Origin of the sequence: Streptomyces boetiae (genome assembly GCF_031845405.1) — a bacterium.
Classification (GTDB): Bacteria; Actinomycetota; Actinomycetes; order Streptomycetales; family Streptomycetaceae; genus Streptomyces; species Streptomyces boetiae.
This window is the reverse complement of record NZ_JAVREN010000079.1, coordinates 1-14,049: the sequence shown is the minus strand read 5'-3', so window position 1 is coordinate 14,049 and position 14,049 is coordinate 1. Positions and strand designations below refer to the sequence as shown.

Here is a 14,049-nt window from a genome sequence, read left to right as displayed (position 1 = left end):
TCACCACGTCCTCCGCGCCCGCCGCCGCCCCGCGCCAGCGCTCCCCGACCACCGCGGCGTTCGCGTCGTTCTCCACCAGCACCGGACAGCCGAACGCCGCCCCCAGCCGCTCGCCCAGCGGCAGCCCCGTCCACCCCGGCAGCGCCGTGCACAGCCGCACCACTCCGTCGTCCCCCACGATCCCCGGCGAGCCGACCCCCACCGCCCGCAGCGCGCCCGCGCCGCGGCCCCCCGCCACTAGGCCCGAGACCAGGCCCTCCACCGCGGCCAGCCGCGGGCCCGCCCCCGCTTCCGCCGCCACCTTTCGTGCCGCCGCCCCCAGCGGCCGCCCCGCCAGGTCGCCCACCACCGCCGACAGCCGCCCGGGGCCGATCTCCACGCCCACCACCCGGCCCGCCTCGGCCAGGAACCGGAAGCGCCGCGCCGGCCGCCCGGCCCGGCGTCTGGCCTGCGTCCCTCCGCCGCCCCCGGCCTCCTCCGCGACCAGGCCCCCGCGTGCCAGCCCCTCCAGCACCCCCTCCACCGTCGGCCGCGACAATCCCGTCGCCCGCGTCAGCTCCGACAGCGTCGCCGGGGCCGCCGCGTCCCGCAGCGCCCGCAGCACCGCCGCCGAGTTGATGCGGCGCAGGAGCTGCGGCGAACCCCGGTCCGCCGGGGGAGCGCCCCCGCCCGCGGGCCCCGGATGTCTCCCGGACGGATGCGGGGGGCGAGGCCCGGAGGAGGAAGCGCCGTCGTGGCCCGCCCCGGGCCCCCGGGCCCTCAGAGAATCGCCCCCGGCGCGTACCCGGCCGCCTCCGGGTGCCGCTTGACGACCTCCTCCACCCGCGCCAGGACGGCCGCCACCTGCCCGGCCGCGGCCCCCGTGAACGACAGCCGGTCGGCCATCAGCGCCTCCAGGCCCGCCCGGTCCAGCGGGATGCGCGGGTCCGCCGCGAGCCGCTCCAGCAGCTCGTTGCGCTCGGCGCCCTCCCGCAGCCGCAGCGCCGCCGCCACCGCGTGCTCCTTGATCGCCTCGTGCGCCGTCTCCCGGCCCACCCCGGCCCGCACGGAGGCCATCAGCACCTTCGTCGTCCCCAGGAACGGCAGGTACCGGTCCAGCTCCCGCGCCACCACCGGCTCGAAGGCCCCGAACTCGTCCAGCACCGTCAGGAACGTCTCGGCCAGCCCGTCGAAGGCGAAGAACGCGTCCGGCAGCGCCACCCGGCGCACCACCGAGCAGGAGACGTCCCCCTCGTTCCACTGGTCGCCCGCCAGCTCCCCGGTCATCGAGGCGTAGCCGCGCAGCACCACGGCCAGGCCGTTGACGCGCTCGCAGGAGCGGGTGTTCATCTTGTGCGGCATCGCCGAGGAGCCGACCTGGCCCTCCTGGAAGCCCTCGGTCACCAGCTCCTGACCGGCCATCAGCCGGATCGTCTTCGCCACCGAGGAGGGCGCCGCCGCCAGCTGCACCAGCGCCGTGACCACCTCGAAGTCCAGCGACCTGGGGTAGACCTGCCCCACCGAGGTGAACACCTGCCCGAAGCCCAGGTGCCCGGCGACCCGGCCCTCCAGCTCCGCCAGCTTCCGCTCGTCCCCGCCCAGCAGGTCCAGCATGTCCTGGGAGGTCCCCACCGGGCCCTTGACCCCGCGCAGCGGGTAGCGCGCCAGCAGCTCCTCCACCCGCCCCAGCGCCACCAGCAGCTCGTCCGCCGCCGTGGCGAAACGCTTCCCCAGCGTCGTGGCCTGCGCCGGAACGTTGTGGGAACGGCCCGCCATCACCAGGCCCGCGTACTCGCCCGCCAGCCGCCCCAGCCGCGCCAGCACCGCCACCGAACGGTCCCGCGCCAGCTCAAGGGAGAGCCGGATCTGCAGCTGCTCGACGTTCTCCGTCAGGTCCCGGGAGGTCATGCCCTTGTGCACCTGCTCGTGCCCGGCCAGCGCGTTGAACTCCTCGATCCGCGCCTTGACGTCGTGCCGGGTCACCCGCTCCCGCGCCGCGATCGACCCCAGGTCCACCCGCTCCAGCACCCGCTCGTAGTCGGCGACCGCCCCCGGCGGCACCGCCACGCCCAGCTCGGCCAGCGCCCGCAGCACCGCCAGCCACAGCCGGCGCTCCAGCACCACCTTCTGCTCGGGGGACCACAGCGCGGCCAGCTCCGCCGAGGCGTAGCGGCCGGCCAGAACGTTCGGAATGCGGGGCTTGTCAGTCACGCACCGGATTCTACGGCCCCTCCTCCACGGCCACGGGGGCCTCCCGGAGCCCGAGCGGAGGAGCCTCCGGGAGCACCAGCGGCGCCAGCTCCGGGCGCTTGGGCGGGCGCCCGTCCCCCGAGGAGCGGCCCGTCAGCCGCCGTCCGATCCACGGCAGCAGATGCTCCCGCGCGAACCGCAGGTCCGCCGCCCGCCGCGCCCACCGGCTCCCCGGCACCGCCGGGGGCAGCGGGCTGTCCCAGGCGAACTCCGCCTCCAGCCCCAGGCCCTGCCACACGGCCTCCGCCACCCGCCGGTGCGCCTCGCCCGTCAGGTGCAGCCGGTCCTCCGCCCACATCCGCGGATCGGCCAGCGACCGCGCCGCGAACAGGTCGACCACCACCGCCCCGTGCCGCGCCCCCAGCTCGTCGATGAATCCGAACAGCCGCTCCAGCCGCCCCCGGCAGCGCTCCAGCACCGGCCCCTCGCGGCCCGGCGAGCGCATCAGCACCAGCCGCCCGCAGGCAGGCGCAAGCCGCTCCACCGCCTCCTCCAGCAGCCCGCACACCTCGCCCAGGTCGCAGCGAGGCCGCAGCACGTCGTTCAGCCCGCCCACCAGCGTCACCAGGTCCGCCCGCATGGCCACCGCCGCGGGCACCTGCTCCCGCACGATCTGGCGGATCAGCTTGCCGCGCACGGCGAGGTTCGCGTAACGGAAGTCCGCGCGCCGCGCCGCGAGCCGCCCCGCCAGCACGTCCGCCCAGCCCCGGTAACTCCCGTCGGGCAGAACGTCCGACATGCCCTCGGTGAACGAATCCCCCAGCGCCGCGAAACTCCGGAAATCAACTGCACTGTCCATGGCGGCCACCATCGTAGCCACCGCCCCCGCGCCCGGCGGCGGGCGCCCGCGCTTGACCCTGGGACGGGCGCCCGGCCAGGGTCAGGCGGCCCGCCGCCCGCCACCCCCGCCGCGGGCGTCGTCCCCGAAGTCCTCGCCGGGCTCCGCCTCGCCCGCCTCCTCCAGCTCGCTCTCCCGCGCGATGTGCACCGCCGCCTCCTCCGCCGAGGCCGCCCCGCCGTCGATGCCCACGTCCTCGCCGACCACGTTGCCGCCGCGCACCAGGCGCCCCGCCCGCCGCTCGCCGGCCAGGTCCTCCTCCAGCGGCTCCCCGGCCATGTCCCGCGCGTCCCCGATGCCGTCCCCGTCCGGCACCCCGACGTCGGGCACCTCCTCGCGCAGCCGCATCTCCAGCGGCTCGCCGTCGTGCTGCCCGGAGGCCGTGGTGCCGTAGTCGTTCACGGCCAGCGGCTTCTCCGGCGGCGAATAGCCGGTGTCCAGCGTCTCGTCCTGCCGGCCCTCCTCCAGCGCGTTGTCCAGGTCGACGTCCTCCCGGTCCTCCGGGTGCGTCTCGTCGGGCTGGTAGACCTCGTCGCCCATCGTCTCGTCGGACATGCTGCCTCCCTGCTCCCTCCCTGCCGCGTCCCTCATCAGGACGACGGGCCGCCGCTGCCCGAGAAGAGCACCCGCGCCAGATCCTCGTCCAGCGACTGCCGGATCCGGTCCGTCAGCCCGCCCTGGGTGGCCTCCCCGGTCACCTCCATCACGCACCGGGCCTCGTGCACGGCCTTGGGAACGTCCGCCCCGGCCCGCTGCGCCACCCGGTCGAAGAACTCCTCCCGCGCCATGCGCACGCCCGTGTCCGGCAGGTCGGGCGCGTACGCCACCCGCCGCAGGTTCTCGCCGATCTCCCGCGGCAGCTGCGCGGCCAGCTTCTCGGCCAGCCCCGGCGGGATGCGTTCCGCCAGCGTCTCCAGGCTCGCGCGGGTCGCTGTCTCCGCCGCCCCGCGGCTGTCCAGCCGCGCGCGGGCCTGCACCTGTCCGATGAACTCGTCGTGCTGCATGATCAACCTCCTCGCCGCCCCGGGTTCCCCGCCCCACCACCCCGAAACGGCCACGTCCCCCGGCCACGCCCCCGGCCCGGCCCGCCCCGGGCGTTCATGAGGCGCGGGCCGCCCACGCGTGCAGGGCCTCCCCGTCCCGCGCCGCGTCCAGGTTCATCGCCGCCTCGATCAGCCCCAGGTGTGTGAAGGCCTGCGGGTAGTTCCCCAGCATCCGCCCGCCCGCCGTCATCTCCTCCGCGAACAGCCCGAAGCGCCCGGCGCGCTCGCACAGCGCCCCGAACCGCTCCCGCGCCTGCGCCCGCCGCCCGGCCAGCACCAGCGCCGAGACCATGTCGAAGGAGCACAGCAGGAACCCGCCCTCCGGCCCGGCGATCCCGTCGTCCGTGGCCCGCGGGTCGTAGCGGTGCACCAGCCACCCGTCCTCGCCCAGTTCGGCGTCGATCCGCTCCAGCGTCGCCACCACCCGCGGGTCCCGCCCGTCAAGGAAGCCCAGCAGCGGCATCCGCAGCAGCGAGGCGTCCAGCCGCGGCTCCCCGTAGGCCTGGGTGAACGCCCCGCGCCCGCCGTCCCAGCCCCGCGCCAGCACGTCGGCGCGCACCGCCGCGCACTCCGCGCGCCACCGCCCCGCCTCCGGCGCGGGCGGGCTCCCGGGCAGGTCCGCCAGGCGCACGCCCCGGTCCAGGCAGACCCAGGCGTACAGCTTCGAACTGGTCCAGTGCCGCTTGCGGCCCCGCACCTCCCAGATGCCGTGGTCCGGCTCGCGCCACCGGCGGCAGGCCGCGTCCACCACCGTCCAGCACGCGGCCAGCTCGCCGTGGCTGAGCGCGTGCGGCGTGCCCGCCGCCACCTGCTGGTACACCAGGGCCGCGTCCAGCACCTGCCCGTACACGTCCAGCTGCCACTGCTCGTCCGCGCCGTTGCCCACGTGCACCGGGCGCGAGCCCACGTACCCCTCCAGGTGGTCCAGCACCTCCTCCGGGGTGCCGGTCCCGCCGTCCAGGTCCAGCATCGGCGTCAGGTCCCCCCGCGCGGCCGTGCAGTGCCGCAGCAGCACCCGCAGGTACCGCCCGGCCTCCGCGAAGTGCCCCAGGCGCATCAGCACCAGCACCACCAGCGCGGCGTCCCGGTGCCACAGGAAGCGGTAGTCCCAGTTCCGCGGGCCGCCCGGCCACTCCGGCAGCGAGGTCGTCGGCGCCGCCAGCAGCGCGCCCGTCGCGCTGGACATCAGCCCCCGCAGCACCCGCGCGCTGTGCCGCACCTCCCGCGCGCTCACCCCCTCGTACGGGCTGCCGCGCGAGGACCACTCCCGCCAGGCCCCCAGCGTCGCCTCCAGCAACGCCCGCGCCCCCGCCGCCGTCACCGGCCCGCGCCGCGCCCCGTCGTAGGCAGGACCACCGCCAGCTCCCGGCCCGCCTCCAGCTCCGCCGCGGCCACCGCCGTCCCGTCCTCCACCACGGGCCGCGCGCCGTCCGCCGCCAGCCACAGCCCGGACCCCTCCTCGGCCAGCGCCCCGCCCTCCCCGGCAGGCCGCCAGCGCGCGCCCCGGCGCGCGTAGTCGGGGCGCGCCCCCACCCGGTGCCGCACCCGCACCCGCACCCGCCCCTCCACGCAGCGCACCAGCCGCACCAGCGCCCCGGCCGGCACCAGGCCCCGAGCGTCGTCCGCCCCGGGGGCGCGCGCCGCCAGGAAGTCCCACCCCTCCAGCACGCCCCCGGGCGCCTCCCAGCGCCCGGCCACCACCAGCGTTCCCTCCGCCTACCACCGCCGCGGCGCCCCCGCCCCCTCCACCGTCAGCTCCCACGCCCCGCCCACCCGGCGGTCCAGCAGCCGCGCGAAGACGCTCGGCGCGTCGTAGCGGGGCGCGCACATCCACTTCACGGCTGCGTCCGGCCCCATCAGCGCGGCCGTGCCGCAGTCCGAGAGGAACGCCAGCTCGCCCAGCGGCGGGTACCCTCCCGCACCCGTAACGGCCGGGCCTCCCGCCCCGCGCCCGCTCACGCGTTCACCCGCGGCAGCACCTCGGCGCCGAAGGTCTCGATGAACGCCAGCTGCTCCGTTCCCACCTGGTGCACCATCACCTCGTCGAACCCCGCCTCCCCCTGCCGCGCCAGCCACGCCGCGTGCCGCGCCGGATCCTCCGAGACGTGCACCGAGCGTTCGATCGCCTCGGGCGGCACCAGCCCCGCCGCCTGCTCGAAGTGCTCCGGCAGCGGCAGCTCCCAGCCCGCGTCGCTGCCCAGCGCGGCCTCCCGCCACTGGTCGTGCGCCGCCGCCAGCGCCTCCGCCCGGGTCGGGGCCCAGGACACGTGCGCCTGGAGAACGGCCGGGCCGCGCCCGCCCGCCTCCCGGTAGGCGGCCAGCGTCGCGCGCTGCCCCTCCTCCGGCTGGTTGACCGTGATCAGCCCGTCCGCCCAGCCCGCCGCCCACGCCGCCGTCGCCGGGGTGATCGCCGCGGCCAGCAGCACCGGGGGCCGCTCCGGCAACGACCACAGCCGCGCCCGGTCCACCCGCACCAGGCCGTCGTGGGAGACGGTCTCGCCCGCGAACAGCGCCCGCATCACCGCCACGCACTCCTCCAAGCGCCGCGCGCGCTCCGCCTTGGCGGGCCAGCGGTCCCCGGTGATGTGCTCGTTCAGGGCCTGCCCGGTGCCCAGCGCCACCCACAGCCGGCCCGGGAACATCTGCGCCAGGCTCGCCGCCGCCTGCGCCAGCACCGCCGGGTGGTAGCGCTGCCCGGGCGCGGTGACCACGCCCATCGGCACCTCCGTGCTGGCCAGCGCGGCCCCCAGCCACACCCAGGCGTGCCCCGAGTGCCCCTGCCGCGCGCTCCACGGCGCGAAGTGGTCCGAGCACATCCCCGCCGAGAACCCCGCCTCCTGCGCGGTCCGCATCAGGACGAGCAGCTCGGCGGGCGAGAACTGCTCGTGCGAGGCGTGATACCCGTACGCGCTCACGCTCACCTCCCTGGCCGCCTCCCAGCCTGCGCCCGCCCCAGCCCGGCCGCCCACCGGCACACGCCATCCGGGTTCCGCCGCCCCCGCGCCGGGCGGGAACGGCCGGACCCCGCCGCCCGGCCCCCTACCGCAACGGCCCTCCCGCCGGCCCCGGCCCACGGGTGAACGCCGCCCCACCCGGCCGAGTCACCCCCTCCGTGAACGCCGACCGCCCCTGTACCCCGCTCACCGGCCCGGACGCGGCCAACCGCACCGCCCCAGGTGAACAGACAATGAAACGACAGGCTTCCGACCTGCGAAAAGCTCCGAACGGACGGGCGATCCGGTACAACCAGCCGCCCCCTTCGCGGGTCTTCCTCTCCGACTACCGCGCCGAGGGACGCGCTGCGGGGGAGGGGCCGGGCCGACCGTCGCACCTGCGACGGCAGCCCAAGAGTCGCTACGGACAGTGCGCGCACGCGTGCGGCCGGTCACGCGGGGCCGGTCATTCGGCCGGCCTCACCGACGGACGAAGAAGGACGAGACGTGCGACGTGAAATGCGGCGTAGAGCCGCTCTGCTGCTGTCCGCCTGCGGTCTGCTGGCGGCCTCGGCCCTGGGGGCGACCCCGGCGTCGGCCGACGAGGGGACCGCGACGGACGCGGGGGGATGGCAGCGCGTGGACGCGCAGCTGATGGAGGAACTGCTCGCCGAGGCCGGAGCCGAGGAAACGGCCTCCGCCCTCGCCGCCGGCGATGAGGAGTCCGAGATCCTGCCCTGGGCGATCCAGTCCTCCCGCAACGGCCGGTTCGTGGCGGCGGAACTGCGCTACAGCGCTCCCAACACCGGCGCCCTGCGCGCCCGTTCGGCCCTGCCCAGCGGCGCCTGGGAGGACTTCGACCTGGTCTGGGACGAGGCGAGCGAGAGCATCACCCTGCGCTCCCTGGCCAACGGCCGGTACGTGGCGACCGAGCGCAACTACCCCGGCACCTCCGCCGGTCTGCTGCGCGCCCGCTCCGCCACGGTCGGCGGCTGGGAGCGGTTCTGGCTCTACTGGAACGAGGAGACCGGCACCTACGCCTTCCAGTCCTGGGCCAACGGCCTGTTCGTGGCGATGGAGTACACCCGCACGGGCACCCTCCAGTACGCCCTCAGGTCCCGCTCCGAGTGGATCAACGGCTCCTGGGAAGAGTTCTGGCTCTACTGAGGGAAACGCTTTTCCCGCGCTGAGCACCCCTGCTGAGCGCTGAGCCCGCCGCCGGGCCCGGCCGCACCACACCTATCCGTGGTGCGGCCGGGCCCGGTCCGTTTCCCCCTGCTAAGCGCCTTGCCACGCCCCCCGTAGCGCGCCGTCGAGGATGCGCTGCGCGGTGTGCCGGGCCGCTCGCCGGTCGGTGGCGATGAGGCCGAGGCGGGTGCGGCGCTCAAGGAGGTCGCCGGCGTCGAGGGCGGCCTCGTGGCGGACGGCCCACACCAGCTCCGCACGCGTGACCGGGTTCCCGGGAACGACGGGGGCGGCCAGCCAGGGGTCGGCGGCGGCCAGGGCGTGGACGGCCGGGGCCTCGGTGCCGTAGCGGGCGACCAGGCGCCGGGGCGCGGGCAGCGCGGCCAGGACGGCGGGGGGAGCGGCGCCGACCAGCGGCAGGCGCGCGGTGGGGGAGGCGGGGGCGCTCAGCCGGCGCGCTCGCAGGGCGGTGTCCACCGCGTCCTGCGCCATCCGGCGGTAGGTGGTGAGTTTGCCGCCGATGACGGTGACGACGCCCTCGGGCGAGGTGAGGACGGCGTGCCGGCGGGAGAGGTCGGCCGTCGCGCCGGTGCCGGCGTCCAGCAGGGGGCGCAGCCCGGCGAAGGCCCCGGCCACCTCCTCGCGCCGCACCGGCACTTCCAGCACTCCGGCGAGGACGTCCAGGAGGAACCCGATGTCCGTCTCGGGGACGCCGGCCTCCTGGCCGGGGCCGGGCAGCGGCCCGTCGGCGGGCTCGTCGGTCAGGCCCGCGTAGACGCGTCCGTCGCCCTGGGGGAGGACCAGCGCGAAGCGGCTGGTGTGCCCGGGGAGGGGGATGTGCAGGCCGGGTCCGCGGCGCAGGCCGCCCAGGCTCTGGGGGCGCAGCACCAGGTGGGTGCCCCGGGAGGGCCGCAGCCGTACGCCCTCCATCAGCTCTCCGGCCCACACCCCGGCGGCGTTGATCACGGCGCGGGCGTGGATGCGCAGGTGCTCCCCGGTCAGTTCGTCCCGCGCCTGTGCGCCGTCCCCGGCCAGCTCCAGCGCGCGCACGCGGGTGAGGATCCGCGCGCCGTGGGCGGCGGCGGTGCGCGCGACGGCCGTCACCAGCCGGGCGTCGTCGGCCAGTTGGCCGTCCCAGGACAGCAGCGCGCCGCGCAGCCCCTCCCGGCGCAGGCCGGGGACTGCCCGCAGGGCCTCCTTCGCGCTCACGGCGCGGGGGCCGGGCAGCGTGGCGTGCGGCGTTCCGGCGGCCAGGCGCAGGACGTTCCCGGCGTGCAGCCCGGCGCGGACCAGCGCGGCACCGCGCCGGGAGGTCAGCGGGGTCAGCGGCAGCAGGAAGGGCTGGGCGCGCACCAGGTGCGGGGCGGTGCGGCGCATCAGGATGCCGCGTTCGACCGCGCTCTCGTGGGCCAGGCCGACCTGTCCCGAGGCGAGGTAACGCAGGCCGCCGTGCACGAGCTTGGAGCTCCACCGGGAGGTGCCGGAGGCCAGGTCGTGGGCGTCGACGGCGGCCACCGACAGCCCGCGGGAGGCGGCGTCCAGCGCCACGCCGGTGCCGGTGATGCCCAGGCCCACGACCAGGACGTCGACCCGCAGCCCGCCGGCCAGTTCCGCCAGCTCCCGCTCCCGGCGCGCGGCGGACAGCGAGGCCGCCGGGCACGGGGGCGGGGCGGCGCCCGGGGGGCCGTTCACGGAGCCAGGGTCCGTTCGAGGATGCCGCGCAGCGCCTCGTCGAAGGCATCCTCCGTCAGCTCGGGGTCGCCCTCGCCGGTCATCGTGCGCAGGGACAGGGCGAAGGCCTGGAGCACCAGCAGCAGGGCGCGGGCCTGCCGCTGCGGGTGCTCGCGGCGCACGGAGCCGTCCGCGTGGCCGCGCGTGAGGGCGTCCGCCAGCAGGCCCAGCAGGATGTCCTGGCTGGCACCCCTTCGGTCGAAGAGGTAGGGCAGCAGCAGCTCGGGGTCGACGTCCACGATCTTGCGCAGCAGCGGGTGGCGGCGGAAGGCCCGCACGCCCGCGATCAGCCCCTCGGCCAGCTGCTCGCGGGCGGGCCGCGGGTCCCCGGGCGCGGGCCCGGCGCCCTCGGCGAGCGCGGTCCACTCCCGCGTCATCAGGTCGCCGACCAGCGCGCGGACGTCGGGCCAGCGCCGGTAGAGCGTCATGCGCGAGATCCCGGCCCTGCGGGCGACGTCGGTCAGGGTCGTGCGGCGCACGCCGACGGCCAGCACGCATTCCCGCGCGGCGTCGAGCACCGCCTCATCCGTATCCGTGTGACGTTTAGGCGTCATGTGTCATAGTGTAACGCGAGTGGCGGGGGCCCGCGGGCCCCCGCCCGGCCGGGGATGGCGAAGGCAACGCTGGGAGCGGTGATCAGGTGCACACGGCAGGCGCAGGGAACGCGGCGGACACCGCGCGGGCGGTGGACCTTCCCGAGACGGCCGGCATGCGGTGGAACGGCTGGGGCGACCCCGGCCGCGCGACCTCCCTCCCGGGAGAGGTGAACGCCCTGCTGCGCGACCTGCTGGGCGTGCGGCCCCCGGCCGCCCCTCCGGCCGCCCTGGCCGACCTGTCCCTTCCCCCCTCCCGCCTGCCCGGTCCCGCGCTGGCGGCCCTGGAGGACATAGTCGGCGCCGCCCACGTCCGCACGGACGCCGAGTCGCGGGTCCGCCACACCGGCGGCCGATCCACCCCGGACCTGCTGCGGCTGCGGGCCGGCGAGGTCGCGGCGGCACCCGACGCGGGCGTGCTCCCCGACAACCACGAGGAGGTCCTGGCCGTTCTGCGCGCCTGCGCGGCCCACGGCCTCGCCGTCGTCCCCTTCGGCGGCGGCACCTCCGTGGTCGGCGGGCTGTCCCCCGAGGCCGGCACCGCCCCGGTCATCGCGCTGGACCTGCGGCGGATGGACCGCCTCCTGTCCGTGGACCCCCTCTCCCGCACCGCCGTGCTGGAGCCGGGCGTGCGCGGCCCGCGCGCGGAGGAGCTGCTGGCCGCCCACGGCTTCACCCTCGGCCACTTCCCCCAGTCCTTCGAGTGGGCCACCCTGGGCGGCTTCGCCGCGGCCCGCTCCAGCGGGCAGGCCTCCGCCGGGTTCGGCCGGTTCGAGGAGATGGTGATGGCCCTGCGCCTGGCCGCCCCCGCCGGCACGCTCACCCTGGGCACAGCCCCCCGCTCCGCCGCCGGCCCGGACCTGCGCCAGCTCGTCCTCGGCTCGGAAGGGGCGTTCGGCGTCATCACCTCCCTGACCCTCCGCCTCCGGCCCCGCCCGGAGATACGCGTCCACGACGCCTGGCGCCTGCCCGGCTTCGCCGCCGGCCAGGACGCCCTGCGCCGCCTGGCCCAGGACGGCCCCCTGCCCACCGTCCTGCGCCTGTCCGACGAGAGCGAAACGCTGGTCGGCCTGGCCGACCCCTCGGCCCTGGGCACGGGCGAAGGAGAAGACGGCTGCCTGGTCATCGCCGGCTACGAGGGCACCGCGAGTGATGTCGACCACCGTCGCCACGCGGCCGGGACGGTCCTGCGCCAGGCCGGTGGACAGCCGCTGGACGAGGCCGTCGGAGAGGGATGGGAACGCGGCCGGTACGCAGCCCCCTACCTGCGCGACGCCCTCCTGGACGCGGGCGCCTTCGTCGAAACGCTGGAAACGGCCGGCTTCTGGTCCGCCCTGCCCGGCCTGTACGAGGGCGTACGCACCGCCCTGACCCGGACCCTGACCGCCGCGGGCAGCCCGCCCCTGGTGCTGTGCCACATCTCCCACGTCTACCCGGCCGGCGCCTCCCTCTACTTCACCGTCGCCGCCGCCCAGGGCCCCGGCGACGGCGGCGGCCACTGGACGGCGGCCAAGCACGCGGCCAACGACGCGATCCTGGCCGCCGGCGGCACCATCAGCCACCATCACGGGGTGGGCACCGACCACCGCGACTGGTACGCCCGCGAGATCGGGCCGCTGGGCGCCGGCGTGCTGCGCGCCGTCAAGGACCACCTGGACCCCGCAGGCATCCTCAACCCCGGCGTCCTGCTGCCCCCGCCCGCCCCCTGACTCCCGCCGCGCCGAAGGGTCCTAGCCATGCGCCAGTTCACCGCCCTGGTCAACCCCACCGCCGGCCGGGCCCGCGCCGCGGCGGCCTTCCTGCCCGTGGCACGGCTGCTGCGCGAGGCCGGCGCCGGCGTGGAGACCCTGCACAGCACCGGCCCCGACCACGCCCGCGCCCTGGCCCGGGCCGCGGCCGGGGCCGGCCGTGTCGTTCTCGGAGTCGGGGGAGACGGGACGGTCGGATGCGTCCTGGGCGCCCTGGCCGGCACCGGAGCGCCGGCCGGCATCGTCCCCGCGGGCCGGGGCAACGATTTCGCCCGCGCGCTGGCCCTGCCCGCCGCGCCCGAGGCCCTGGCACGGGTGCTGGCGGAGGCCCCGCCGCAGCCGGTCGACGCCATCGAGGTCACCTCCGCCGCGCACGAGCGCCTGACCGTAATGGGCAGCGTCTACGCCGGCGTCGACGCCCTGGCCAACCGCCACGCCAACGCCTCCCGCCTGCGCGGCCCCGCCGCCTACTACGCGGGCGGCCTGCGCGCGGTGCTGTCCTGGCGCCCGGCCCACTACCGCCTCACGGTGGACGGGACACCCCGCACGCACACCGGTTACACAGTCGTGGCGGCCAACTCCGGTTTCTACGGCTCCGGCCGCCGCATCGCCCCCTCCGCCCGCCTTGACGACGGCTGGCTGGAGGTGGTCCTCATCCGCCACGCCCCCCGCCGCCTGTTCTTCCGCCTGATGAGCGAACTGAAGGACGGCACCCACACCACCCGCCCGGAGGTGGAGACCCTACGCGCCCGCGAGATCCGCATCGAGGCCGACCGCCCCCTCCCCTACGGAGCGGACGGCGAGGTCACCGCCGCCCTCCCGGTCACGGCCCGCATTCTCCCCGGAGCCCTCTCCCTGCTGGCCCCGCCTCTCCCGGCCCCCTGACCCCGTGGCCCGCGCGACTGTCTCTGGCGGGGCCGGCCGTGATGACGGCGCCCCCCGGGGGGGGCGCCGTCGAGGACCGTCCGGGGGTTTCTCTGTTGCCTGCGCCGGCCCGCCCCCTCGGGAGTGCGCTCCGGCCCCGGGCGGAATCCCGGCTGCCTTGGCCCGCCTCCGGGTTCCGTGGTGCCCTGCCCCCCCGGGCCGGGGCCCCTGTCCCGCCCTCGTCCGGACCCTGCCCCGTCCCGGGGCCGGGTAGCCGCGCGCCCGCGTCCGGCCTCTGTGGTGCCGCTTCCTACAGGGCACCCGCTCCCGGGAGGGGGGCGGTGCCGGGGAACGTCCGGGGGGTCTCCTCGTGGTCTGCGATGACCCGCCGTGCTTCGGGCGCGCTCGGGCTCCCGGCGGGGTTTTGGGTCTCTGGGCCCGCTACCGGGCTACGCAGCCGTGCGCCCGCGTCCTTGTGGCCCCTTGCCCTGCGGCCGGCTTTTCCGCCTCCGTCCGGGCCCTGGGCCGCTACCGGGCCACGCAGCCGTGTGCCTGCGTCCGGCCTCGGCCTGGCTGCCTTCCCGGTGCGCGGCCCGTCGCTCCGGCTCTGCGTCCGGGTGGTGGCCCGGCCCCGGGGGGTCGGGCACGGGGCGACGCCCGGGGTTTCCGCTGTCCGGGCCTGTCCCGCCCCCCTGGGGGCTGGGTAGGCCGGTGGCACCGGGGCTGGGGGGCCTCGGTGCCACCGGGGTGTGGGTGTGTGGGGCTCGGCCGGGTCAGTAGGCGCTGTTGACGTTGTCCATGGAGCCGTAGCGGTCGGCGGCGTAGTTGCAGGCGGCGACGATGTTGGCGACGGGGTCGAAGGGGTCTTCGGGGGTGCCTTCGACG

The 14,049-nt window shown here is 77.0% G+C and carries 14 protein-coding genes and 1 pseudogene; 3 read left to right on the top strand and 12 right to left on the bottom strand.

What is annotated here, in order from left to right; all coding sequences use genetic code 11:
• The 9 genes from RM780_RS26985 to RM780_RS26945 all read right to left on the bottom strand — a co-directional run.
• On the bottom strand, nt 1-604 hold a 604-nt coding region (locus RM780_RS26985), incomplete at its 3' end, for an ROK family transcriptional regulator (RefSeq protein ID WP_311633529.1).
• A 155-nt stretch (nt 605-759) separates the two neighbouring features.
• Nucleotides 760-2,190, bottom strand: a complete 1,431-nt coding sequence (purB, locus tag RM780_RS26980; RefSeq protein ID WP_311633528.1) for an adenylosuccinate lyase — start codon at nt 2,188-2,190, stop codon at nt 760-762.
• Nucleotides 2,191-2,200: 10 nt separating this feature from the next.
• Complete coding sequence (locus tag RM780_RS26975) at nt 2,201-3,028, bottom strand: SGNH/GDSL hydrolase family protein (RefSeq protein WP_311633527.1); 828 nt, start codon at nt 3,026-3,028, stop codon at nt 2,201-2,203.
• Nucleotides 3,029-3,109: 81 nt separating this feature from the next.
• Nucleotides 3,110-3,622 (bottom strand): DUF5709 domain-containing protein, encoded by a 513-nt coding sequence (locus RM780_RS26970; RefSeq protein ID WP_311633526.1) that lies wholly within the window; start codon nt 3,620-3,622, stop codon nt 3,110-3,112.
• A gap of 35 nt (nt 3,623-3,657) precedes the next feature.
• Nucleotides 3,658-4,071, bottom strand: a complete 414-nt coding sequence (locus RM780_RS26965) for a DUF2267 domain-containing protein (RefSeq protein WP_311633525.1) — start codon at nt 4,069-4,071, stop codon at nt 3,658-3,660.
• Nucleotides 4,072-4,165: 94 nt separating this feature from the next.
• A complete protein-coding gene (locus RM780_RS26960; protein ID WP_311633524.1) occupies nt 4,166-5,431 on the bottom strand; it encodes a glycoside hydrolase family 15 protein in 1,266 nt (421 codons plus the stop codon).
• On the bottom strand, nt 5,428-5,811 hold the full coding sequence (locus RM780_RS26955) for a hypothetical protein (RefSeq protein ID WP_311633523.1): 384 nt from the start codon (nt 5,809-5,811) through the stop codon (nt 5,428-5,430). Before RM780_RS26955 ends, RM780_RS26960 begins: the two co-directional genes overlap by 4 nt.
• 15 nt (nt 5,812-5,826) lie before the next feature.
• A complete protein-coding gene (locus tag RM780_RS26950; protein WP_311633522.1) occupies nt 5,827-6,069 on the bottom strand; it encodes a trehalase-like domain-containing protein in 243 nt (80 codons plus the stop codon).
• Nucleotides 6,066-7,025 carry a TIGR03885 family FMN-dependent LLM class oxidoreductase gene (locus RM780_RS26945; protein ID WP_311633521.1) on the bottom strand — a complete coding sequence of 320 codons (960 nt, stop codon included), beginning with the start codon at nt 7,023-7,025 and terminating at the stop codon, nt 6,066-6,068. Before RM780_RS26945 ends, RM780_RS26950 begins: the two co-directional genes overlap by 4 nt.
• Before the next feature lie 525 nt (nt 7,026-7,550).
• Between RM780_RS26945 and RM780_RS26940 the strand changes: the two genes are divergently transcribed.
• On the top strand, nt 7,551-8,210 hold the full coding sequence (locus RM780_RS26940; protein ID WP_311633520.1) for a fascin domain-containing protein: 660 nt from the start codon (nt 7,551-7,553) through the stop codon (nt 8,208-8,210).
• A gap of 111 nt (nt 8,211-8,321) precedes the next feature.
• Here the strand turns inward: RM780_RS26940 and RM780_RS26935 are convergent, their stop codons facing one another.
• Together RM780_RS26935 and RM780_RS26930 are read right to left on the bottom strand one after the other, a co-directional pair.
• On the bottom strand, nt 8,322-9,920 hold the full coding sequence (locus RM780_RS26935; protein ID WP_311633519.1) for a glycerol-3-phosphate dehydrogenase/oxidase: 1,599 nt from the start codon (nt 9,918-9,920) through the stop codon (nt 8,322-8,324).
• A complete protein-coding gene (locus RM780_RS26930) occupies nt 9,917-10,513 on the bottom strand; it encodes a TetR/AcrR family transcriptional regulator (protein ID WP_311633518.1) in 597 nt (198 codons plus the stop codon). Before RM780_RS26930 ends, RM780_RS26935 begins: the two co-directional genes overlap by 4 nt.
• A 155-nt stretch (nt 10,514-10,668) precedes the next feature.
• Between RM780_RS26930 and RM780_RS26925 the strand changes: the two genes are divergently transcribed.
• Complete coding sequence (locus RM780_RS26925) at nt 10,669-12,261, top strand: FAD-binding oxidoreductase (protein ID WP_311633530.1); 1,593 nt, start codon at nt 10,669-10,671, stop codon at nt 12,259-12,261.
• Between the two features lie 27 nt (nt 12,262-12,288).
• Entirely contained in the window at nt 12,289-13,185 is an 897-nt protein-coding gene (locus tag RM780_RS26920) for a YegS/Rv2252/BmrU family lipid kinase (protein WP_311633517.1), read from the top strand.
• Between the two features lie 752 nt (nt 13,186-13,937).
• Here RM780_RS26920 and RM780_RS26915 read toward each other — a convergent pair.
• Nucleotides 13,938-14,049, bottom strand: a pseudogene (locus RM780_RS26915) (transglycosylase SLT domain-containing protein); the annotation flags it as partial.